Origin of the sequence: Gilliamella sp. B3367 (assembly GCF_026536825.1) — a bacterium.
Taxonomy (GTDB): domain Bacteria; phylum Pseudomonadota; class Gammaproteobacteria; order Enterobacterales; family Orbaceae; genus Gilliamella; species Gilliamella apicola_E.
Map to the genome: position 1 here is coordinate 45,472 of NZ_JAFNNJ010000007.1, position 22,976 is coordinate 68,447.

The window sequence follows — 22,976 nt, forward strand, 5'->3', positions numbered from 1 at the left end:
GCACAACGTTACTACTCATAAAAAAACCTTCAGTTTTCGCTGAAGGTTTTTTGTTGAAAATAATCAAACATAGAGTTCAAATAATTCGTTTAACGCCATTTTTTGTATTGATTAATCAAGCTGTTGGTTGATTCATCATGCGAGCTGACTGGTTTATCATCAGCAAGTTCAGGTAAAATGCGACCAGCTAACTGTTTACCCAATTCAACCCCCCACTGATCGAAGCTAAAGATATTTAAAATAACACCTTGCGTGAAGATTTTGTGCTCATACATCGCCACTAATGCGCCTAAAGTGTACGGTGTAATTTTTTTCACTAAAATAGAGTTAGTCGGTTTATTGCCTTCAAAAACTTTAAATGGAACAATAGATTTAACTTCTTCAAGCTTTTTACCAGCAGCAAGAAACTCTTGTTCTACTTGTTGAGCAGTCTTACCAAAAGCTAAAGCTTCTGTTTGAGCAAAAAAGTTAGAAAGCAATTTAGGATGATGATCGCCAACTGGATTATGACTAATTGCCGGTGCAATAAAATCACAAGGAATAAGTTTAGTACCTTGGTGAATTAATTGATAAAACGCATGTTGACCATTTGTCCCTGGTTCACCCCAAATAATAGGGCCTGTAGTATAAGTAGTCTTGTTGCCATTACGATCAACACTTTTACCATTTGATTCCATATTCCCTTGCTGAAAATAAGCTGCAAAGCGATGCATATATTGATCATAAGGTAGAATAGCCTCGGTTTCTGCACCATAGAAGTTATTGTACCAAATCCCAATTAAAGCAAGTAATGTTGGGATATTTTTTTCAATTGGTGTGCTTTGGAAATGTTTATCCATCGCATGTCCACCAGCTAAAAACTGTTTAAAGTTTTCAAAACCAATTGAAAGTACAATTGATAAGCCGATTGCAGACCAAGAAGAATAACGACCACCAACCCAATCCCAAAATTCAAACATATTGGCAGTATCAATACCAAATTTTTCTACTTCTTTGGCATTGGTTGATAAAGCTACAAAGTGAAGCGCAACAGCTTTATCATCTTTTGCAGCATCAAGTAACCATTGACGAGCGGTTTGTGCATTAGTCATAGTTTCTTGAGTTGTAAAGGTCTTCGATGCAACTAAAAATAGCGTTGTTTCTGGATTTAAACCTTTTAAAGCTTCAACAATGTGAGTACCATCGACATTAGAGACAAAGTGCATAGTTAGATGGTTTTTATAAGGGCGTAATGCTTCGGTAATCATCACTGGCCCTAAATCTGAACCTCCAATTCCGATATTAACTACATCAGTAATCGCTTTACCAGTATAGCCTTTCCATTCACCACTAATAATTTTTTTACTAAAGGATTCCATCTTCGCCAGCACAGCATTGACGTCATCCATAACATTTTTACCATCAACATAAATTGGTGAATTTGATACATTGCGAAGCGCAATATGTAAAACGGCTCGGTTTTCGGTCCGATTAATTTTTTCACCACTGTACATGGCATTAATAGCCCCGCTTAAATCACACTCGTCAGCGAGCTGATAAAGTTGCTTTAAGGTCTCCTCAGTAATGCGGTTTTTAGACAGATCAACCAAGAACTCATCTTCAAAAGGAATACTTAACTTTTCAACTCGTTTAGGTTCATCTTTTAGAATTTGAGCAATCGTCTTATCGCAATGCTTCTGATAACTAACTTGAAGGGACTTCCAAGCGGATGTAGTAGTTGGATCTATTGACTTTAACATAACTTATTCCTTAATTAATATAGCACTATTAACCATGATATAACTATGGATAACATGATGCAAGATAAGGATTTATCCTTTCAAATCGAGTTGATAGAAAAATAATAGAAGTTATTTTCTTTTCCAAATCAAATAACTTGAATATAATGTAAAAAATAAGATATTTGATACACATAACCGTTCAAAAAATGATTTTTTAATAAATTAGAACCAATAAACTAAATAAATTTCTTACATTATTATATTAGGATATTTCATGCCAAATATTCAGACTCTAGTACCAGCCTTGGATAAAATTGTTCGCATTTGTGATTATTTAGATGGAAATAAAGGTGCAACTTTTAGTCAAATATTTCAAGACCTTAATTTACCTAAAAGTAGTACTTCGACACTGCTTAATGCGTTAGTTATGCATGGTATTTTACGTCAAGATCAAAATAAGTTTTATCTTGGACTAAAATTGCATGAATGGGGAGACAAATCGTTAGAACAGTTCGATATCACAAAAATCGCAGAACCATTGATGACTAAATTAAGAGATCAGACCAACTTAACCTGTCATCTAGGTGTTCTTGATGGGCTTTACTCTGTCTATATTGCAAAAATTGAAAATGACCAAGCTATTGGTATTCGTACTTGGATTGGCAAAAAATTACCATTACATAGTTCTGGTATTGGTAAAGCATTAATAGCTTGGTTACCTGATGAGAAAATCGATCAACTGATACCCGAAGACAAATTGCCCAAATATACCGATACCACTATAACCAGCAAAAAACAGTTAAAAAAAGAGCTAGCTAAAATCCGGTCGCAAGGTTGGGCTTACGATAATCAGGAAGATGTAAAAGGCGTACATTGTATCGCAGCACCGATATTTAATAAAAATCATGAACCAATTGCGGCTATAAGTATTTCCGGCGTTCTTTTTCAGCTACCGGTAGAGAAAATCGAAAAATACTCAGAGTTAGTCCGTAAAGCCTGCCAACAGTTAACCAATAAGTTTTAAAATAATATTGAATAATTATAATTCAATATTATTTTAACTATTTTATTCAAGAAGTTATTAAGCGATCTGTTTAAATAGCTCAATAAGTTTTTGTTTATCAAAAAATACGGGATTGGCACCAGCACAGGCATCTTTCATTGAATTTTCCGCCAATAATTCAAAATCAGGATTATTAACCCCCAATTCCTTTAATGATTTAGGAATACCGACTTCTTGCGCTAAATCTTCAATTCTTTTTATCACATAATCAACACATTCTTGATCACTTCTATCTTTTGTATCAAACCCGATTGTTTCAGCAATCACTCTAAATTTTTGTGGTGCATGTTTAGCATTTTCTTTTTCGACTACCGACAATAGCATCGCATTACAAACACCATGAGGTAAATCATAAAGCCCACCTAATTGATGTGCCATAGCATGCACATTACCTAGCCCAGCATTACTAAAAGCGATACCATTTAAAAAGCAGGCATAACTCATCTGTTCTCTGGCTTGAATGTCATTACCGTTTTTAACTGCTCTGGCTAAATATTTAAAAGTTTGAGCTATGGCATATAATGCGGTTGAATCAGTAACATCCATCGCACCTTTAGCAACTACCGCTTCAATTGCATGAGTTAACGCATCCATACCTGTTGCAGCGGTTAAATTGGCAGGTTTGGAAATCATTAAATCAGGATCGCTAACGGTTATTGATGCCAGCGTATTGGGATCGACCATAATCATTTTTACATGTCTACTTTCATCGGTAATAACATAATTAATGGTAACTTCAGCAGAAGTACCAGCAGTGGTTGCTATTGCCACAATAGGTAAACATTTTTGTTTACTTTTATGCATCCCTTCATAATCAGTAATTTTGCCACCGTTGGTGGCCAAAACAGCAACGGCTTTACCACAATCTTGAGGTGAACCTCCACCGATTGATACAATAAAATCACACTCTGATTCTTGACATAATTTTAATGCATTTTCAACATTGGCAACCGTTGGATTTGGTTTCACATCATAAAAAATAACTGATTCAATACCCTCTTTTTTTAAGATATCAACCACTCTATCTACAGTGCCATTACCAATTAAAAACTTATCACTAACAACGAATGCTTTTTTGCAATTTAATTTTTTCACTGGTACGCCTAACTCAGACAGGCAACCTTTACCTAATAAATTAACGGGTGGAATGTAATAAATCATATTTACCTCTTAAATTAATAACACTTTAAAAAATTCCCAGAAAAGAACTTAATTTCATTATACGGAAAAAATAAACTTCCAAAAAAAATAATCTTTACAATGAGAGAATGATCACAAAATTAATTTTCTTTTGTATTAATTGATTGCAATTCGAAATTTTTTCACCAATAATTTGTTCACAACAAAGAAATTATGTTCTACTCAGTGAACAAGGAGAAGAGATGAATATAGAAAAATTTAAAGGGATATTCCCTCCCGTTCCGACAATCGTAAATAAACAAGGAAAACTAGATAAAAAAGGAATGGCCAACCTATTAGATCATCTTATTAAAAATGAAGCGGATGGCGTTTTGATTTTAGGTAGCGGTGGTGAGTTTTGTCATATGCCACCTAAACTAAGGCTCGAAGTCGCTGAATTTGCGGTGAGGCATATCAATAAACGTATTCCCGTTATGATTGGAATATCAAGCCCAAGTACCAAAGAAACGATTGAATATGGTCAACATGCTGCTCAAATAGGTGCGGACGCTGTTTTAGTTGTGAATCCTTACTATGCCTTATTGAATAGTGATGCAATTTATCACCATTATAAAACTGTCGCTGAAAATATTAGTATACCGATCCTACTTTACAATTTTCCTGCACTAACTGGTCAAGACATTGGTATTGATGTAATTACCCGGTTGGCAAAGGATCTGCCAAATATCATCGGGCTAAAAGATACTATTGATAACATTAGCCATACACGAGAAGTGATCAACAAAGTCCATTCTTTCCGACCCGATTTTATCATCTTTAGTGGTTTTGACGAATATATGCTAGACACGCTGATTTTAGGTGGTCATGGTGGTATTCCGGCAACGTTTAATTTTGCACCTAAAATTACTAAGGGAATTTATAAAGCGTTCATACAAAAAGATTATGAAACAGCATTTAAATTACAACGTCAATTAGCAAAATTGATGCCTATCTATGCCATTGAAACCCCTTTCTTTGGTGTGATTAAACAAGCAATCAAACTAACAGGTGTGAATATATCAACTGAAGTTTTAGCTCCAGTAATGCCATTAACTTCCGATAAAAAGAAAATACTTAAAAAATTATTATCTGATTCAAAAATTTTATAAGAATTTATTATTAATTAGTTTTAGGAGCAAATTATGAGCGAAGTATCTAAAGTAATTATACTTCATCCTAATGATGATGTTGCCATAGCTCGTTTTCCGGTAACCAAAGGGTATGTAATTCAAGAAAAAAATATTTCAGTATTAGCTGATATTAAAGAAGGCCATAAAATAGCACTACACAATATTGAAAAAAATCAACCAATCAAACGCTATAATCAAATTATAGGTTATGCAATTTGCAATATCCAAGCAGGAGAACACATACATTTACATAATCTAAAAATGGGTGATTATGGACATGAATATGACTTTTGTGCAGATAAGAATGAAACCCCAAAAGCCAGTGAAAAAAGGACTTTCATGGGCTATAAGCGTAAAAATGGAAAAGTAGCAACTCGTAACTATATCGGCATATTGACATCGGTTAACTGCAGTGCAACAGTTGCACGCCGCCTTGAAGATCACTTTAAAGCAAAAGGATTAGACGATTATCCAAATATAGATGGCATCGTAGCGCTTCCACAAAGTTTTGGCTGTGCCATGGATATGAAAGGTGATTTGATGAAGATTATGCAACGCACAATGAGTGGTTATGCAAATCATCCAAATTTCGCTGGCATTTTAATAATTGGGCTTGGATGTGAATCTAATCAAATCAAAGATCTTATCCAAGTAAAAGAATTGAATGAAGGTCCTATGTTACAACACATGACTATTCAAGAAACTGGTGGTTCACAAAAAACTTTCGATAAGGGAATTTCTATTATTGAAAGCATGTTAAATGAAGCAAACCAATACACCAGAGAGGAGGTGCCTGCATCGGAATTAGTCTTAGCCCTTGAATGTGGTGGTTCTGATAGTTACTCAGGTATTTCTGCTAATCCAGCCCTTGGCGTAGCTGTTGATTTACTTGTACAACAAGGTGGAACAGCAATACTCGCCGAAACTCCTGAAATTTATGGTGCTGAATATATCCTTACTCGCCGAGCAGACTCGAAAGAAGTAGGTGAAAAACTTATTAATCGAATCTTATGGTGGGAGGATTATGCCAAAAGATGCCACGCAGAATTAAATAACAATCCATCCGCAGGCAATAAAGAAGGTGGACTTACAACTATTCTTGAAAAATCGCTTGGTGCTATTTGTAAAGCAGGAAGTACAAATCTTATGGATGTATATGAATATGCAGAACCAGTAACCGCAAAAGGTTTAGTATTTATGGACACTCCAGGATATGACGCATTTGCATGTACAGGTCAAATTGCTGGTGGTGCAAACATTATGTGTTTTACCACAGGGAGGGGGTCAGCCTATGGTTCAAAACCGACACCGTGTATAAAAATTGCATCTAATAATTTTTTATGGCGGCGCCAAGAAGAAGATATGGATATTAATTGTGGTGATGTAGCCGAAGGACAAGAAACATTGGAGCAAGCAGGTAAACGTATTTTTGAAAAGATATTAGCTGTCGCTTCTGGTGAGAAAACAAAAAGTGAAAAATTTGGATATGGATCACTTGAATTTGTCCCATGGCAACCGGGTGCAATTATGTAAATATGAATAATCTTACCTCTATTAGCAGTGCATATTAAAGAGAAGTAATGAATGAGCAATATAAGTCCTATAATTAAATTAAATGAGAAAGATGACGTTGTTATAGCCAGAATTCCTATTAGCAAAGGAACGTGTTTATCCAATGAACTTGTAGTATTAAATAACATACCCGAAGGTCATAAAATTGCTATTCGCAATATTGAACAAGGAGCACAAATCAAACGTTATGGACAAACCTTTGGATTTGCAACAAAACCGATTCTAAAAGGCGAACATGTCCATGTTCACAACGTTGGCGTAGGTAATTTTGATAAAGACTATGCGTTTGGTAAAGACGTACATACACTCCCCCCTACAGATAAAATTGATACTTTTTTAGGTATCAGAAGAAAAAATGGCAAAATCGCTACCCGTAATTATATTGGGGTAATGTCGTCAGTAAATTGTAGTGCAACTGTAGCTAAGGCAGTTGAAATTTACTATAACAAAGTTGGACTAGTCAATTACCCCAATGTTGATGGTGTCATCGCTTTACCTCAAAGTTTTGGTTGCGGTATTGGACAAGACGGACCTTCCATGACGAATATGAGAAGAACTTTATCAGGTTACGCAACACATCCTAATTTTGCAGGTATGATTATTGTTGGCCTCGGATGCGAATCATCACAAATAAAAGATATGATGAATTTTGCTCATTTAACTGAAAATGAAAATTTACACACACTAACTATCCAAGAAACAGGCGGTTCCAAAAAAACAATTGATAAAATTATATCAATTATTGAGGAAATGTTACCTATAGCCAATCAAGTTCAACGCCAAGAAACCCCTGTATCAGAACTTATCCTCGCTTTAGAGTGTGGTGGTTCTGATGGTTATTCGGGTATATCAGCCAACCCTACTTTGGGTTATGTAGCAGATAAAATTATTCAACAAGGTGGAACGGCTATTTTATCTGAAACTCCCGAAATATACGGCGCAGAGCATCTACTCACCCGACGAGCCGTATCTCAACAAGTTGGTGAAAAACTGATTCAACGAATCAAATGGTGGGAAGAGCATTGTAAACAAAATAAAAGTGAAATTAACAATAATCCTTCTGTAGGAAATAAAGCCGGTGGTTTGACCACAATTTTAGAAAAATCACTTGGAGCAATCACAAAAGGAGGAACATCAAATTTAGTCGCTGTTTATGAATATGCAGAACCTGTCACAAGTAAAGGATTAGTGTTTATGGACACGCCCGGATTTGATCCTATGGCTGTAACGGGCCAAATTGCAGGTGGAGCTAATATTCTTTGTTTTACAACTGGACGAGGCTCAGCACTAGGTTCATCTCCAACACCCACCCTAAAAGTCGCTTCAAATAATTTCTTATGGAACAGACAACAGGAAGATATGGATATGAATTGCGGAGATATTATCGAAGGAAATGAATCAATTGCTCAGGCAGGAGAACGCCTATATTCAATGCTCCTTGAATTTGCATCAGGGGAAAAAAGTAAAAGTGAAAAATTTGGTTATGGAAGTTTGGAATTTGTGCCATGGCAAATGGGCGCTTTTATGTAATGTATTGCTTTAAATTTTAATGATATTCCAAGTTAGGAGAAAACTATGTCATTTGTTGATGAACTACTCAATGATATAAAACTACCAAGAATGGTAAGGATCAGACAGCGCTTCGAATCGCCTGCTGAAATTCAGGATATTGATGAAAAAATTCACATTGAATTTTCTAAACCAGAAATAAAAAATACAATAAAAAAAGATATGGTGATTGCAGTGGGTTTAGGTAGCCGTGGTGTTGCTAAAATAGACTTAATTGCAAGAGCTGTAATTAATGAATTAAAAGCCTTAGGGGCTAAACCTTATGGTGTACCAGCAATGGGAAGTCATGGAGGAGCCACTGCTGAAGGACAAATCCATGTTTTAGAAAAATTAGGCATGACAGAAGAGTTTCTTGGTTGTGAAATACGTTCCTCGATGGAAACAGTAAAAGTAGGAGAGCTACCTAACGGGTTAGAAGTATTAATGGATAAAAATGCGATGCAAGCTGATGGCATTATTTGTATCAACCGAATCAAAGCTCACAACGCATTTACTGCACCTATTGAAAGTGGCATTATCAAAATGCTATCTATTGGATTTGCGAAACAAAAAGGTGCTGATTCCTGCCACACTTATGGTTTTGGCTGTATGGCGCAAAATATCGTCAATATGGCAAGAATTAAAGTCGCTAATACTCCTTTCCTGTTTGGTATTGGCACTATTGAAAATGCCTTTGATCAGGTCGTTGACATTGAAGCTATCCCCGCTAATAAACTTGAAGAACGCGAAAAAGCCTTACTGGCAAAATCAAAAACTTACTTTCCTAAAGTAATGTTTGATAACGTTGATATCTGTATTGTTGATTTAATGGGTAAAATTTACTCTGGTGGAGGTATGGATTGCCATGTTACAGGCAGAGCCTGTACACCATTTATGCAACCCATTGCCTCAATACGCCCAGATAGAATAGTGGTACTCGATCTTCATGAAAAAAGCGGCGGCAATGCAACCGGTATGGGATTTGCTGATTTCTCTACAAAACGTTTACTTGATAAAGTCGATTTTCCTGAAACATACCCAAATGTACTTACATCACGCTTAAGCCAGGACGGTTACGTTCCGGTGATACTAGCTAATGATAAGCAAGCCATACAAGCTGCTGTTAAAACCTGCATTATTTTAGATGGACGAAAAGAAGCACGTATTATCAGGATTGCCAACACTTTACATATCGATGAATTATATATCTCAGAAAATATGCTTGAAGATGCAAAAGCAAATGCACAAATCGAGATTTTAAGTGAGCCTGAATATATTGCATTTGATGAAAATAACAATGTAACTGATATAGGAATTAACTTATAGATATGTAATTTCTAACAGCTTAACAATCAAATTATAACAAAATTAATATAGTCTATATAACGAGGCTAGGGAGTCCCCTTATGAGTAATATTACATTATTGTCGGTAATAAAAAAGACAAAACTTCGCTTAATTCCTTTTATGTTAATACTTTACGTCTTAGCATTTTTGGATCGTTCAAATATCGGCTTCGCCAAAGAGAGTTATCAAATTGACATTGGTTTAAGCAATGAAGCTTATGCTTTAGGTGCTGGATTATTCTTCGTAGTATACGCATTTTTAGGTGCACCAGCTAATTTATGTTTAAAAAAGTTTGGCGCCAGATACTGGATCGGTGCAACAACCTTAGCTTGGGGGCTTTTATCTGCTGGTATGGGATTTGCCGACAGTGAAGCGAAATTCTTAACCATTCGTATTTTATTAGGTATCACCGAGGCTGGTTTCTTTCCTGGTATGATCTATTTAACATCACAATGGTTCCCGCAAGCCAATCGTGCAGCAGTAATGGGATTGTTTTATATGGGAGCGCCTTTGGCAATGGCATTTGGTTCACCGCTTTCTGGTGCTCTTTTAGAATTACATGGTTTCCTTGGTCATCCGGGATGGTTTTGGATGTTTGTAATTGAAGGTGCATTAGCATTTATTGCAGGTATTTGGACATTCTTCTATTTAGATGACACTCCTGCAACCGCTAGATTCCTCTCTAAAGAAGAAAAAACCTTACTAGCTAATCAAATGCTATCAGAAGAGAACAATAAAAAAGCAGCGTCAGCTAAACTTATGGATGCATTGAAAAACCCAAGAATATGGCACTTTGCTATTATTTATGGTTGTATTCAATGTGGTGTATATGGACTTATCTTCTTTTTACCAAGCCAAGTGGCCAGTATTATGTCAAGTAAAGTTAACTTTATGACTTCTCTCGTCACTTCACTACCATGGTTATGTGCATTATTAGGGACATTTTTTATACCTCGATACTCAGATAGAGTTCAAGAGAGACGTAATACCTGTGCAGTCACATTATTAGTAGGCGGAGTTGCATTAGGTTTATCTGCTTACGTTGGCCCTATACCAGCCATTATTGCCTTATGCATTGCCGGTACGGCTTATTTTGCCTGCCAACCTATTTTCTGGATCATGCCTTCATCAATTTTAACTGGTAACGCGTTAGCTGCTGGTATTGGATTTGTCAATATGTTTGGTGCACTGTTTAGTTTTGGAGCCCCTATTTTAAGACAACACTCTGAAAATGTTGTAGGTACTCCTGCAGCTGGTTTATTGTCAATCGGTCTAGTTGTGGTAATTGGTTCAATCCTGATTTTCATTTTACCGAAAAATGTGGGTACAAGTGAGTAGAAACTATTAGTAAAATAATCAATAAATTAATTAATATACGATCGAAGTAACTAGTATAACTAATACAATGTATTTAGAATTAATGTTAAGTACATTGTATTTTAGAAAAATCTGAAAGGTTACATAATGCATATTCATCTAGACATAGTGGGCGGTATAGCTGGAGATATGTTCTGTTCAGCAATGCTAGATGCATTTCCTGAACTGGAAACCCCATTACGTACATTTTTATCTTCATTAGCTATTTTTAAAAAATATCAACTCGAAATAAAGGCTACACGACAAAAAGAGATCTTGGGTAAACAATTTATTATCTTGAAAAATCAACAAGCAATCGAGGATACCCAACATCTCATTTTGAAGCCATTAAACGATCAATCTCACTCAATAATAAAAAATAGATTATTAATGAACGATCAGCATGAACATTATAGCTGGCAAGAGATTTTAACAAAATTAGATCAAATTAAAGATAATGATAAGATTTACCAATGCACTAAAGCAATTTATACCATTTTGGCTAAAGCTGAAAGCGAAGTACACGGCATTACACTAGAAAATATAGGATTACATGAAGTCGGCGCGGATGATGCTATTATCGATATTATTGCAGCGGCATTTCTGATCACTCAGAGCAACGTATCGAGTTGGTCTTGCTCTGCTCTACCTTGGGGGCAAGGCACAATAAAGTGCTCACATGGCACTTTACCTGTACCCGCGCCAGCAACTTTAAAGATACTCACCAATTTTCAGTGGACTTATGATGATGAAATCGGTGAACGAATTACACCAACTGGGGCTGCTATTCTAGCTTGGATTATGCAACATTGTCCTGGCCCTATAAATGGTACGTTCATTAAAAGTGGTTATGGTTGTGGTAATCGGTCTTTTAAACAAAAACCTAATATAATGAGGGCAAACGTTTTTACCACTAACCCCCAAACAAATTTAGAACATGATAGTGTCTATATTATTCAGTGTGATATTGATGATATGACCGCTGAAAGCCTGGCAATATCTGAAGATAAATTAAGATTATCATCGGGGGTACTTGATTTAGTCAGTCAACAAATAAAAGGCAAAAAAGGACGTTGGATGAGCAGAATAGAAATACTGTGCCAGCCAGATAAATTAACTGATATATGTCTTCAACTATTTACTGAAACAACAACTCTAGGTGTAAGGTATTGGCAAGTTAAGCGTTCTAAACTACCAAGAGAACAAATCACGATAAATGCAGATCAACAATCCTGGCCGATTAAAATTGCTGCCCGACCCAATCACAACTTCACTGCAAAATTAGAGTCTGACTGTATTCAATTACTAGAAACATCCTATGCCGAGCGTCAAAATATAAAATATAAATTTGAACAATCTGCGCTAAATACCTATACCAAGCAATTAAGTCATCATGAAAAGCCGAATGAGAAGGATATCAAATCATGACTAATCAAGATATTGAAGAAACTATTTTAATTCTTACATCATGGTTTAAAAAAATAAAAAAATGTACCATTGCGACCAGTGGTGGTATAGATAGTATGTTACTTGCTTATATTGCTCACAATACATTGGGACAAAATGCACTTATTGCACATTCAACTTCGCTTTCGGTTCCAACATTAGATGCTAAACGAGTTAGAAATTATGCACAAAAATATCGTTGGCATATCGAATTTATAAAAGCAGGGGAGCTAGATAATGAATCTTACCAAAACAATCCGGTGAATCGGTGTTATTACTGTAAAAGTTGTTTGTTTGATCGTCTTAAAAAGTTACATCATGGAGTGCTAATCACTGGAACCAATCAAGATGATTTAGGCGATTATCGACCGGGTTTAATTGCTGCTAAAGAACAAAATGTAAGACAACCTTATGTTGAACTCAAGATTGATAAAATAATGATACGTAAGATGGTTGAGCATCTACAACTCAATGATTTAAAAGATATTCCAGCATCCCCTTGCCTATCAAGCCGAATTGAGACAGGGATTAAAATCTACCCGGATTATCTACAAGCGGTCGATCACGTTGAAAACTTTGTTCGTTCAGAACTAAAAACGGATCTTGTTCGTTTTAGAATACGTAATGATAAAGTTGAACTTGAGCTAGAACCCCTCCTTTTTAATCAGTTATCCGATCATCAAAAAGATTCACTGGTTAACAAAATAAAACTGATTATAGAACCTCTAGCTATCTCTCATAATGTTCAAATTTCAACCTATAAAAAAGGTAGTGCTTTTATCGGGGTAAAAAATATCTAATAATTATTAAAGGAAGCAATAAAAAATGAAAACACCGGATATTATCATGGACTTTGAGCGTCCTCAACGATGTGGCATCTCAGAAGCTGTATTTTGCCAGTATAAAACAGTTGAACAACTCGAAACGATATTATCACTTGCTAAGCAAAATCAACAATCATTACTGTTTACTCGTTTAACGAGTCAAAAATATCAGCGTTTAAAACCCAATTGGCAAGCAAAAATCAATTATCATGAAAATTGTCAATGTGCTGTATTTGGTTCACCAAAACCATTAATTGAAGAGGAATCAACCCATATTGCCATTGTTTCTGCCGGCTCATCTGATGCCCCAATTTGTGAAGAAACAAAACTGACGTTAAATTATCACGGAATAAAAGTCGATCTATTTCAAGATATTGGTGTTGCGGGATTATGGCGCCTGCAACAACAATTACCCCAATTACAAACCTACAATATAATTATTGCTATTGCAGGTATGGAGGCAGCTTTACCTACTGTTTTAGCTGGTTTAATTGATACCCCTATTATTGCCGTTCCTACCTCTATTGGTTATGGTGTTGCCGCAGGAGGTCATGTTGCTCTTAACGCTTGTTTATCAAGTTGTACCGGAGGAATTATGACAATGAATATCGATAATGGATATGGTGCTGCTTGTGCAGCAATCAAAATTTACAAAAAAATAATTAAAAACAATATATAGAAGCGAGAAAAGCGAGTGTTACAACCATATAACAATAGCGATGAGGACATTGTAAAAGATCTTATCATTTATTGGACCAATCGAGCCCTAGGATATAGTCAAACTAATCAAGAAGAACTGGCAACACAAAAAAGAACTATTTGGCAAAATTTAATTTTAACTCATGCCCCTAAAAAAGAAAAATTACGCATTTTAGATGTAGGAACCGGTCCTGGTTTTTTGGCTATCATACTAGCGTTAGCCGATCATAATGTAACGGCAGTTGATGTGACTGAAGCTATGTTAGTTCAAGCACAAAACAACGCCACACAATATGGCGTGGAGGTTAATTTTGTGTTATCTGATGTACAATGCTTGCCATTCGAGGATAATAGTTTTGATTTAATTGTATTACGGAATGTCACATGGAACTTAAATAACCCTACATTAGCTTATCAAGAGTGGTATCGGGTATTAAATTCAGGAGGTCGATTACTTAATTTTGATGCGAACTGGTATCTATTTTTGTTTGATAAATACCGCTATTTTCAATATAAACGAGACAGACGTAATACGGCTAATCAAGATATAGACGATCATTATGTACAAACAGATACCGAAGAGATGGAACGCATTGCAAGATTACTACCATTAAGCCAAGAGATTAGACCGCAATGGGATGTTAATACCTTATTGTCAATTGGTTATAAAAAAGTCTTTATTGATACTGATATATCAAAAAATGTTTGGGATAAAATTGAGCAGATCAATTATCATTCTACCCCAATGTTTATGATCAGAGCAGAAAAAGAGTAATAGGCATAATAACTATGAAAATTTTTATTAATTCATACTATATAAAATGCTTCATACTCTTTATAGCGAAAAAAACGGACAAAGACTACAAATTACACTTAATTTTATTATTAAAAATGCGATTAATAAAACCTTGTCTCAAGCAATACAAACTGATTTAAAAGCCATTGGTGCTGAGCTTATATTACAAGGTGAAGAAAAACAGATTTACTTAGATTTGCAACGCGCCAGTGGTTTTGATATTTAATATATTGTATCTTGAAGTAAACCTTGTGACCCTCAATCTTATGTTTCACCATTTTGAGTACCTACTCATGCTGATTATCATGTCCAACTTGGATTACCCCAAAAAAGTTGGATAAATGGATTTCAACTTTATTCATTACGCCAGATGATAATTTACACTAACAATCATATAAACAGGTATTAACCAGGCTAGCAAACGAAGTAGTTTATATACAATAATTAACGTATTATTTAATAAACAATTAAATGGTGTAGAATTTAACAGCTATCCATCATTAATTGTTCTTTATGAACCTATCCGCTCCCTTGATGTTGTTCATCAACTCAAGAGCTTAGATCTACTGAAATCACTACTACAAGAGTTTTGACTGAGTTATTTCTCTCGCATGATCTACACGCTGTAACTTATCTTAGTCAATCTATTGCTTTTTATATCAAGACGAGCTGATTAAACAAATCCCTACAACGCAACTATCACAAGTACCAGTGATTATACTAAAAGCCTACTCAATGAATTTTAACACACTATTTTAGTAGGCTTGTAACGGTTAACATAATTTCAATATAAAAGATAAATTTGGTACTCAAACTCAATTTGGAGATTTACTAAGTCAATTATCCCATCATTTAATCATCAATTGTCAAATTGCGAGTTGTTAAATCAAATGGTGTTAATTGATAAACATAATAATTGAGCCAGTTACTAAATAATAAATAAGCATGGCTTCGCCATGTGGCTTTTGGCGTTAATTTTGGGTTATTTTCAGGAAAATAGTTGTAAGGAATTTCCGGATTTATTCCAGCTTTCAAATCTCGATTATATTCATTAGCTAAGGTGAAGGAGTCATATTCTGGATGCCCTGTTACAAAAGCCATACGTTTATCCGCAGTTGCCATCAAATATGGACCGGTTAAATCTGATTCAGCTAAAATCGTCAAATCAGTATAACTTTTAATTTTATCTATTGGAAAATCAGCATTACGTGAATGTGGCGCTAAAAAAGTATCGTCAAAACCTCGAGTTAAAAGCGCATTAGGTTGTATGATTTGATGTTGATAGACGCCTGACAATTTTTGTGAGCGAGTAAATTTTGGCATATCATAGAGTACATTTAATGCAGCTTGTACAGCCCAGCAAACAAACATTGTTGAAGTAACATGATCTTTTGCCCAAGTAATTATTTCAGCTAATTTTGGCCAATACACTACATCTGAAAATGCGACTTTACCTAATGGTGCGCCAGTTATGATAAGACCATCAAAATTCTGCTCACGAATATCTTCAAAATCACAATAAAAGCTATTTAAATGCTCTACAGGGGTATTTTTGGATTCACGTTGATCAATACGCAAGAGTTGAATATTGACTTGTAAAGATGAATTGGAAAGCAAACGTAAAAACTGATTTTCAGTTTCGATCTTTTTAGGCATTAAATTTAAGAAGAGAAGCTTTAGTGGACGAATTTCTTGAGTATTAGCACGAGTTGAAGTCATCACAAATACATTTTCATTACGTAACACATCTACTGCCGGTAATGAATCTGGAATACATATAGGCATATTAAAAGCTCCTATTAATTACTTTTTATAACATTTCAAATAGACGTCTAGAAATCCATATAGCTAAATATAGTGTTTTTTAGAAAGATTGTCGAGCGTTTTGTTAGAAAAAATAGATATAATATTTTAAACAAAATCAGAACAATAGCAGATTATATGAATTAACAAATAAGTGTGATGATAGTTATATAAATAGTAAAAATAGAATTTAAATGATTCGAGTATCGGTCCGCCAAGTATCTGCGGTTAAAGCCTCACCAAAATAGCTATTAATCAGTTTTTGTGTGATTTCGCTTAATGGCGAAGCTAAGACTTCAGCAGTATTACCATATTCAACTAAATCACCATTATGCATAACTAAAATTTGGTCACTGATATGTTTCATCATACCAATATCTTGTGTTACATAGACATAAGAAATATTCTGTTCTTCTTGTAAAGACAACATCAAATTAACAATCTGTGAACGCATTGAAATATCTAACGCAGCTAAAGCTTCATCGAGAATAATAACTTTGGGTTTCAGAATTAAGGCCCTAGCCAATGCGACGCGTTGCTTTTGCCCCGCTGCCATCACTGATGGATAATAAGAAGCATGTTCAGGCAGTAAGCCTACTTGTTTTAAAACATCACTAATCAATTTTTCACGTTCAAGAGCGCTATAATTGCTATTGCGTTTAAGTGGAATTTCAAGTAATTGACCAATACGAAGTCTTGGGTCAAAAGAGCTTTCAACATGTTGAAATATCATTCTAATAAGTTGTGACCGATGGACAAAATCACCATATTCAACTTTATTACCGTCAATCCAAATATCCCCACTATCTGGTTTTATCATACCCACCAGCATTTTGGCTAGTGTCGATTTTCCTGAACCATTTTGTCCTATAATGGCGAGTGTTTTACCTTCGTTGAGCGAGAACGACAATGGTTTAACGGCATCAATTTGTAAATGACCAAAGAGTCCTTTAGGAATTTTAAATCGTTTTGATAAATTTCGGACTTTTAATATTGGGTTCATTAACTATTCCTGTATTTACTCATCAGTATTTAATGGGAAATGGCAAGCCACAGAATGATCTTTTATAAGAATAAGTTCAGGTGCTTGAATACATTTTTTTTGAGCATAAGGACATCGTGGCCCTAATCGACAACCAATAGGTAAATGCTCCAATGAAGGGATAACCCCTGGTAACGTGTTCAATGGGCTTTTATGTGGCATGGCTTTACCAAAATCAGGTATAGCATAAATCAATGCCTGAGTATAAGGATGATAAGGCGATTTTATTAAATCTTCACTATCCGCAACCTCAACGGTTTGTCCACAATAAAGGACATTGATACGATCTGTCCAGCGAGTAACCATTTGTAAATCATGACTAATAAGTAAAATAGTCGTCCCCATATTCTGATTCATACTCGCTAATAACCTGAAGATTTGCGCTTCAGTTGTTGCTTCCATAGCATTAGTTGGTTCATCTGCAATAAGTAACTTAGGTTGGTTTGCTAATGCAATTGCAATCATCACTTTTTGACATTCACCTTCCGTTAATTCAAAAGGATATGATTTAAGGATTTCTTTATGATCTTTAATTCCAACGCGATGTAATAATTCAACAGCTCGATGTTTACGCCAAAATAGACGCTGCCACCAATGTCCTTTAAAGGTTCTTCGTGGGATAGCCTCGATTAACTGTTGCCCTATTTTCATTGAGGGATCCAAGCAAGACTGCGGTTCTTGGAAAATCATCGAAATATGGTCACTGATGACTTTTCGACGTTGCTTTGGTGTCAATTTAAGTAAATCGATATCATTAAAATGAAAACGATCAGCAGATATTTTCCAATTATGATTTGTCACACCCAATATAGCTTTAGCAATAAGGCTTTTACCAGAACCAGACTCGCCAACTAGACCTCGAATTTCGCCTTCAGACAGCTTCAAATTCACGCGATCAATTGCGCGTAAAAGGCCATCTGGAGTAATAAACTCAATAGTTAAATTACGAATGTCTAATAATGCCATAATTAATGTCCTACTCGCTGGCCAAATAATCCAAAATTGAATAAATAAACCAAAGTAATTGTAGTAGACACAGCAATACCCGGAGCTAAAAAAGCAAGCAAATTAACATCCATCATATCTTTCATCTTAAACATCATCATGCCTAAATCTGGCCGAGAAAAATCATTAGCAAAACCCAAAAAGGTAATTGTTGTTATCGCTAAAATAACTGAACCAAATAATGAAACAATTTCAGCCAAATAAACGGGTAAAATATTAGGGATAATATAATGATTTAAGATAGAAAATGAGGATAATCCATCGAGTCGATACGCAGTAATATAGGTTTTATTCCATTCCTTAATAACACGTTGATGGATATTATAAATGAAGCGCGGTGAATAGGATAAACCAATCACAATTAAAATATTGGTAATATCATCTTCCAATAACAAGCTAATAACAATTACACCAAGTAATGGCGGAACGACCATAAAAAATCTAAAAATAAATAAAATAAAAGGCCTAATAAATGAAACAAAAAACATTAAATAGTTAATCACTCCACCGATTATGATGACATAAAAAACCGCTTTTAAAGTCATTGAAATGGTTGACCGATAACCAATTAATAAGTAATCAAAAATATCTTGCCCTTGATCAGTTGTTCCTAATATATGATTAATATCTCCATTAGGCCACCAAGCAGGAGGCAATGAAGTTGCATAGATAGGGTTCAAGTGAGCATGAAAAAGCCATTTGGTTGATAATGCAATAAAAGCAATTGCTAAAACCCCATAAAAACTTATGATCAGGTATAAATTGCTATGAAGTCTTTGGAAACATGAATTTATTCGCTTACCTAACAAAATTATCCTAGACATAATGTTCCTTATGACGTAATGGATAAATAGCGATAGCTGTTATCTCACCTAATAAAGTCAATAAACTAATTACTGTTCCACACGCAAGAATTGCTATCGCAATAATAAAATAATTATGGTTACGATAAGCCATCATCACCCATTGGCCTAAACCAACTCGATTGAATAAAATTTCAATAACCATAGTTAAAAATAATAAAGTCGTGGTGTTATATGTCAATTGTGGAATTGTTGCCGGAATTGAATTTGGTAATAAATGTCGACGTAACACTTTAAACGGTGAACGTTCACGGATAATTGCCATTTTAATATAATTTTGTCTTGAAGTATTTTTGACATTTTCACTGACTAGTTGAATGGTCATAATACTTGGTTGAATAGCTAAAATAATTGTTGGCAAAAATAAATAGTGAAGCTGATCTAACAATGCAGTGAATTTATCTGGCCTTGATGAAATTAAAATATCTAGCAAAGAACTACCGGTTACTGATGGTGCGATATCAAAGTTCATTGAAATCGGCATTGTCGAGGAAAGATAAAACATTACAATTGTTGCGAGCATAACAATCGGGCAAGAATAAAAGATTAAACAGCCTAAACGAATGGTAGTATTCAACCAATTTATATTACTTAAACCTAGAAAAATACCCAAAGGTAATCCAATAAGTAAAGCTACAAGCAATGCTAAAATACAAAGTTCAAACGTTGTTAATAAGGTATCTAAAAATGGTAAAGTTTCACCTGATACTAACCTAAATTGACCTTGTAGTAATTGTTTAAAAAAAGCATTATAGGCATCAACAAAAGTTAAATCACTAAAAATAGATTGAGGATCAAAATAGACCAGACAAAAGCTGATCTGAGCAAGTACGCAGATAATAAATGAAAACGTCACTATTTTTTTTAAAATATAGATAATCATTGTTTATCTTTATTATGAGTAAAAACAACAGTGATATCCATCACTGTTGTTTTAGTTATCTGCTATTCAGGTATGACCGGTTTACTTGCTGCGGCATAAGCATGATCTTGAGCACTTAATCCACCAGCATTACCTTTACCGTCATAACGATAATCCAACTCTTCTCGTGTTTTTATTCCACTATCAGATTCCACATAGTCCGGAGCTGGAGCCTTAGTCATTATTGATGATGAATAACCCGCTGCAGGATCTGCTGTAGATTCTGTTGTTACCTGAGTTGTAGGTGATTTCTCAATATTTGCTTGAGTTGTGATATTTGATTGAGATTCACTAGCAACTACGTTTTTAGCGATGTCTACATCATCTTTAATTACGATTGGTAATAAAAGTGAAGGGATCACTGGACCAGCATTAAGCGATTCATCATGGCTAACTTGACTATAATCAACCGATACACGGCCTAATGCAAGCTCTAATGACGCAGCAGCAAATTGCAATGGCATTGCAGACTGTTTTAATTCGCTATTTTTACCGCGTCGTTTAGTCCGTGGTGTATTCATACGCAAATGACGAGATGTTCTTCGTTGACGCTTCGGTTGTGAATCGTTAGTTACAGCATTATCGCCTGTTTCAGGAACAATAACCGGCAATAATAAAGTAGGGATACACACTTTTTCAGCTTGAGCAGGTACATCACTATTTTTAACACGAACACTCTTCGTTAATGCACGCTGTTGACGTCTTGGTTTCGCTTCTTTTTGCTTAGGTGGTTGTGCCGCCTCATTAACGACTTTATCAGCTTTTATATTATTCGCAGCATTAGATGAATTATTATTTTGTTTTGTACGACGATTAGAGCGTGTAGTCTCTTTAACTTCATCAGTTGCAACATTATTATTTGCAGCTGAATTGTTACGATTATTACGCTGACGTCTATTATTTGAGCGTTGATTATCTCGTTTTTTATTTGATTGAGGCTTAACTTCTGGTTTAGGTTCTACCTTTTCGGAAACAAATAACTGACGAATTTTCTTAAATAAACCACCAAATAAGCCACTAGATTTTTCAACTTTTTTCGGTTCACTTTTCGCTTTAGATGCTTTACTCGCTTCTACTTTAGGACCTGATAATACAGCTTGCTCTACCACTAATTCAGCGACTTGATCTTCTTCTTCCTCTTCAAGCTCACGGATTAGTTTAGGTAAATTGTAGCTTAATACATCTGTCTCTTCACCACTACGTTTACGAATCACTTTATAAAGTGGTGTTTCCATTTCTTCATCGCCAGCAATGACGATTTTAACATCCGGATGCATTCTTTCGATATTATTAATCGCACGACGCTTTTCGTTAAGCAAATAGCTAGCAATTGGTACTGGCACAATCACATCAATTTGAACCGTATTATCTTTCATCGCCTCTTCTTGAATTAAGCGAAGAATTGAAAGTGATAATGAATTATTATCACGAACTGTACCCGTTCCTTGACAACGAGGACATATATGATGAGTTGCTTCACGTAGAGATGGGCTTAAACGTTGACGGGACATTTCAAGCAAACCAAAACGGGAAATACGAGTGGTTTGGATTCTTGCTCGATCGGTTTTCATCGCTTCTTTTAAGCGATTTTCCACTTCACGTTGATTACGAATTGGCGTCATATCAATAAAGTCGATGACAATCAAGCCACCTAAATCACGTAACCGCAATTGGCGAGCAATCTCTTCTGCCGCTTCAAGATTAGTATTAAATGCAGTCTCTTCAATATCGCTACCACGAATAGATTTAGCTGAGTTAATATCGATCGCAGTTAATGCTTCAGTTGCATCAATAACAATCGAACCACCAGATGGTAAGCGAACTTCCCGTTGGAATGCCGATTCAATCTGACCTTCGATTTGAAAATGATTAAATAATGGTACATCACCTTCATAAAGTTTAAGACGACTAACATACTCAACACGACCTAAATCAGCTAATCGTTTTTTTGCAATTTCCAGTACTTTAGGATTATCAATAAGAATATCACCCACATCATCACGTAAATAATCACGAAATGCTCGAGTAATAATGTCACTTTCTTTATGAATTAAGCTTGGTGCTGGATGATTTTTTGACTCATTTTGAATCGCTGTCCAATAATTAACTAACGCATTTAAATCCTGTTGTAACTCTTCTTGGCTTTTACCCACACCCGCTGTTCTAGCTATTACACCCATGCCCTTTGGTTTTTCTAGCGCATCGATAACTCTTTTTAGATCTGCACGCTCTTCTCCCTCAATACGGCGCGAAACCCCACCTGCTCTTGGGTCATTTGGCATTAATACTAAATAGCTACCGGCTAAACTGATATAAGTCGTTAAAGCAGCACCTTTTTTACCACGAATCTCTTTTTCAATTTGGATAAGAACTTCTTGGCCTTCTTGCAGATGTTTAATACTACGCCGACCAGAAATATTTGAAGGGAAATAGCTTTCTGCGATCTCTTTTAATGGTAAAAAACCATCTCGCTCACCACCATATGAAACAAAAGCGGCTTCTAAACTAGGGTTGATTTTAGTGATTTTGCCTTTATAAATATTGGCTTTTTTTTGTTCGTGACCAAGGCTTTCGATATCTAAATCATACAAGCGTTGGCCATCAACAAGGGCAACTCGCAGCTCTTCTTGCTGGGTTGCATTGATTAGCATTCTTTTCATT

General features: G+C 35.3%; 19 protein-coding genes. 11 read left to right on the top strand and 8 right to left on the bottom strand.

The genetic code is table 11. The annotated features are described in order from the left end of the window. Positions 1-89: 89 nt before the first annotated feature. Positions 90-1,739, bottom strand: coding sequence for a glucose-6-phosphate isomerase (gene pgi / locus J3U23_RS10060; RefSeq protein WP_220225518.1), 1,650 nt, complete (start codon positions 1,737-1,739; stop codon positions 90-92). A 256-nt stretch (positions 1,740-1,995) separates the two neighbouring features. On the opposite strand from pgi, the gene J3U23_RS10065 reads away from it, so the two are divergent. Beyond that, positions 1,996-2,745 (top strand): IclR family transcriptional regulator, encoded by a 750-nt coding sequence (locus J3U23_RS10065; protein ID WP_065735229.1) that lies wholly within the window; start codon positions 1,996-1,998, stop codon positions 2,743-2,745. A gap of 57 nt (positions 2,746-2,802) precedes the next feature. Here J3U23_RS10065 and J3U23_RS10070 read toward each other — a convergent pair whose 3' ends face one another. After that, the gene (locus tag J3U23_RS10070) at positions 2,803-3,945 is read right to left on the bottom strand and encodes an iron-containing alcohol dehydrogenase (protein ID WP_065735230.1); all 1,143 of its coding nucleotides are present in this window, start codon (positions 3,943-3,945) and stop codon (positions 2,803-2,805) included. Positions 3,946-4,166: 221 nt separating this feature from the next. Between J3U23_RS10070 and J3U23_RS10075 the strand changes: the two genes are divergently transcribed. The 10 genes from J3U23_RS10075 (at position 4,167) to J3U23_RS10120 (ending at position 14,906) form a co-directional block, all read left to right on the top strand. Continuing rightward, a complete protein-coding gene (locus tag J3U23_RS10075) occupies positions 4,167-5,072 on the top strand; it encodes a dihydrodipicolinate synthase family protein (protein WP_065735231.1) in 906 nt (301 codons plus the stop codon). A 33-nt stretch (positions 5,073-5,105) separates the two neighbouring features. After that, positions 5,106-6,626, top strand: coding sequence for a UxaA family hydrolase (locus J3U23_RS10080; protein ID WP_065735232.1), 1,521 nt, complete (start codon positions 5,106-5,108; stop codon positions 6,624-6,626). 51 nt (positions 6,627-6,677) lie between these two features. Beyond that, a complete protein-coding gene (locus J3U23_RS10085; protein ID WP_267331003.1) occupies positions 6,678-8,195 on the top strand; it encodes a UxaA family hydrolase in 1,518 nt (505 codons plus the stop codon). Positions 8,196-8,240: 45 nt separating this feature from the next. Next, positions 8,241-9,539, top strand: a complete 1,299-nt coding sequence (locus J3U23_RS10090) for a lactate racemase domain-containing protein (protein WP_065735233.1) — start codon at positions 8,241-8,243, stop codon at positions 9,537-9,539. Positions 9,540-9,619: 80 nt separating this feature from the next. Continuing rightward, positions 9,620-10,897, top strand: coding sequence for an MFS transporter (locus tag J3U23_RS10095; protein WP_065735234.1), 1,278 nt, complete (start codon positions 9,620-9,622; stop codon positions 10,895-10,897). A gap of 126 nt (positions 10,898-11,023) precedes the next feature. Then, the gene (locus J3U23_RS10100) at positions 11,024-12,343 is read left to right on the top strand and encodes a LarC family nickel insertion protein (RefSeq protein ID WP_065735235.1); all 1,320 of its coding nucleotides are present in this window, start codon (positions 11,024-11,026) and stop codon (positions 12,341-12,343) included. Beyond that, positions 12,340-13,161: a hypothetical protein gene (locus J3U23_RS10105; protein ID WP_081303431.1), complete on the top strand. Its 822-nt coding sequence runs from the start codon at positions 12,340-12,342 to the stop codon at positions 13,159-13,161. Before J3U23_RS10100 ends, J3U23_RS10105 begins: the two co-directional genes overlap by 4 nt. A 25-nt stretch (positions 13,162-13,186) precedes the next feature. Next, entirely contained in the window at positions 13,187-13,864 is a 678-nt protein-coding gene (gene larB / locus J3U23_RS10110; protein ID WP_065735236.1) for a nickel pincer cofactor biosynthesis protein LarB, read from the top strand. A 15-nt stretch (positions 13,865-13,879) separates the two neighbouring features. Continuing rightward, positions 13,880-14,659 carry a class I SAM-dependent methyltransferase gene (locus J3U23_RS10115; protein WP_065735237.1) on the top strand — a complete coding sequence of 260 codons (780 nt, stop codon included), beginning with the start codon at positions 13,880-13,882 and terminating at the stop codon, positions 14,657-14,659. A gap of 46 nt (positions 14,660-14,705) precedes the next feature. Then, complete coding sequence (locus J3U23_RS10120; RefSeq protein WP_065735238.1) at positions 14,706-14,906, top strand: hypothetical protein; 201 nt, start codon at positions 14,706-14,708, stop codon at positions 14,904-14,906. 626 nt (positions 14,907-15,532) lie between these two features. Here J3U23_RS10120 and metA read toward each other — a convergent pair. The 6 genes from metA to rne form a co-directional block, all read right to left on the bottom strand. Beyond that, positions 15,533-16,465, bottom strand: coding sequence for a homoserine O-acetyltransferase MetA (metA, locus tag J3U23_RS10125; RefSeq protein ID WP_267339176.1), 933 nt, complete (start codon positions 16,463-16,465; stop codon positions 15,533-15,535). Between the two features lie 208 nt (positions 16,466-16,673). Further along, complete coding sequence (locus tag J3U23_RS10130) at positions 16,674-17,486, bottom strand: ATP-binding cassette domain-containing protein (protein WP_065561782.1); 813 nt, start codon at positions 17,484-17,486, stop codon at positions 16,674-16,676. A 15-nt stretch (positions 17,487-17,501) separates the two neighbouring features. Next, positions 17,502-18,491: a putrescine export ABC transporter ATP-binding protein SapD gene (gene sapD, locus J3U23_RS10135; RefSeq protein WP_065561781.1), complete on the bottom strand. Its 990-nt coding sequence runs from the start codon at positions 18,489-18,491 to the stop codon at positions 17,502-17,504. Between the two features lie 2 nt (positions 18,492-18,493). After that, positions 18,494-19,354, bottom strand: a complete 861-nt coding sequence (locus J3U23_RS10140) for an ABC transporter permease subunit (protein ID WP_065735240.1) — start codon at positions 19,352-19,354, stop codon at positions 18,494-18,496. After that, positions 19,347-20,276, bottom strand: a complete 930-nt coding sequence (locus J3U23_RS10145; protein ID WP_267339177.1) for an ABC transporter permease subunit — start codon at positions 20,274-20,276, stop codon at positions 19,347-19,349. Before J3U23_RS10145 ends, J3U23_RS10140 begins: the two co-directional genes overlap by 8 nt. Positions 20,277-20,338: 62 nt before the next feature. Further along, positions 20,339-22,975, bottom strand: coding sequence for a ribonuclease E (gene rne / locus J3U23_RS10150; RefSeq protein WP_267339178.1), 2,637 nt, complete (start codon positions 22,973-22,975; stop codon positions 20,339-20,341). Position 22,976: the final 1 nt, after the last annotated feature.

Excerpts from the sequence above, each read along its gene's own strand:
- sapD (WP_065561781.1), bottom strand. The coding sequence starts at position 18,491 with ATGGCATTATTAGACATTCGTAATTTAACTATTGAGTTTATTACTCCA.
- J3U23_RS10130 (WP_065561782.1), bottom strand. The coding sequence starts at position 17,486 with ATGAACCCAATATTAAAAGTCCGAAATTTATCAAAACGATTTAAAATT.
- J3U23_RS10095 (WP_065735234.1), top strand. The coding sequence starts at position 9,620 with ATGAGTAATATTACATTATTGTCGGTAATAAAAAAGACAAAACTTCGC.
- J3U23_RS10085 (WP_267331003.1), top strand. The coding sequence starts at position 6,678 with ATGAGCAATATAAGTCCTATAATTAAATTAAATGAGAAAGATGACGTT.
- rne (WP_267339178.1), bottom strand. The coding sequence starts at position 22,975 with ATGAAAAGAATGCTAATCAATGCAACCCAGCAAGAAGAGCTGCGAGTT.
- J3U23_RS10090 (WP_065735233.1), top strand. The coding sequence starts at position 8,241 with ATGTCATTTGTTGATGAACTACTCAATGATATAAAACTACCAAGAATG.
- J3U23_RS10070 (WP_065735230.1), bottom strand. The coding sequence starts at position 3,945 with ATGATTTATTACATTCCACCCGTTAATTTATTAGGTAAAGGTTGCCTG.
- J3U23_RS10145 (WP_267339177.1), bottom strand. The coding sequence starts at position 20,276 with ATGATTATCTATATTTTAAAAAAAATAGTGACGTTTTCATTTATTATC.
- J3U23_RS10075 (WP_065735231.1), top strand. The coding sequence starts at position 4,167 with ATGAATATAGAAAAATTTAAAGGGATATTCCCTCCCGTTCCGACAATC.
- J3U23_RS10140 (WP_065735240.1), bottom strand. The coding sequence starts at position 19,354 with ATGTCTAGGATAATTTTGTTAGGTAAGCGAATAAATTCATGTTTCCAA.
- pgi (WP_220225518.1), bottom strand. The coding sequence starts at position 1,739 with ATGTTAAAGTCAATAGATCCAACTACTACATCCGCTTGGAAGTCCCTT.
- metA (WP_267339176.1), bottom strand. The coding sequence starts at position 16,465 with ATGCCTATATGTATTCCAGATTCATTACCGGCAGTAGATGTGTTACGT.
- larB (WP_065735236.1), top strand. The coding sequence starts at position 13,187 with ATGAAAACACCGGATATTATCATGGACTTTGAGCGTCCTCAACGATGT.
- J3U23_RS10105 (WP_081303431.1), top strand. The coding sequence starts at position 12,340 with ATGACTAATCAAGATATTGAAGAAACTATTTTAATTCTTACATCATGG.
- J3U23_RS10080 (WP_065735232.1), top strand. The coding sequence starts at position 5,106 with ATGAGCGAAGTATCTAAAGTAATTATACTTCATCCTAATGATGATGTT.
- J3U23_RS10100 (WP_065735235.1), top strand. The coding sequence starts at position 11,024 with ATGCATATTCATCTAGACATAGTGGGCGGTATAGCTGGAGATATGTTC.
- J3U23_RS10065 (WP_065735229.1), top strand. The coding sequence starts at position 1,996 with ATGCCAAATATTCAGACTCTAGTACCAGCCTTGGATAAAATTGTTCGC.
- J3U23_RS10120 (WP_065735238.1), top strand. The coding sequence starts at position 14,706 with ATGCTTCATACTCTTTATAGCGAAAAAAACGGACAAAGACTACAAATT.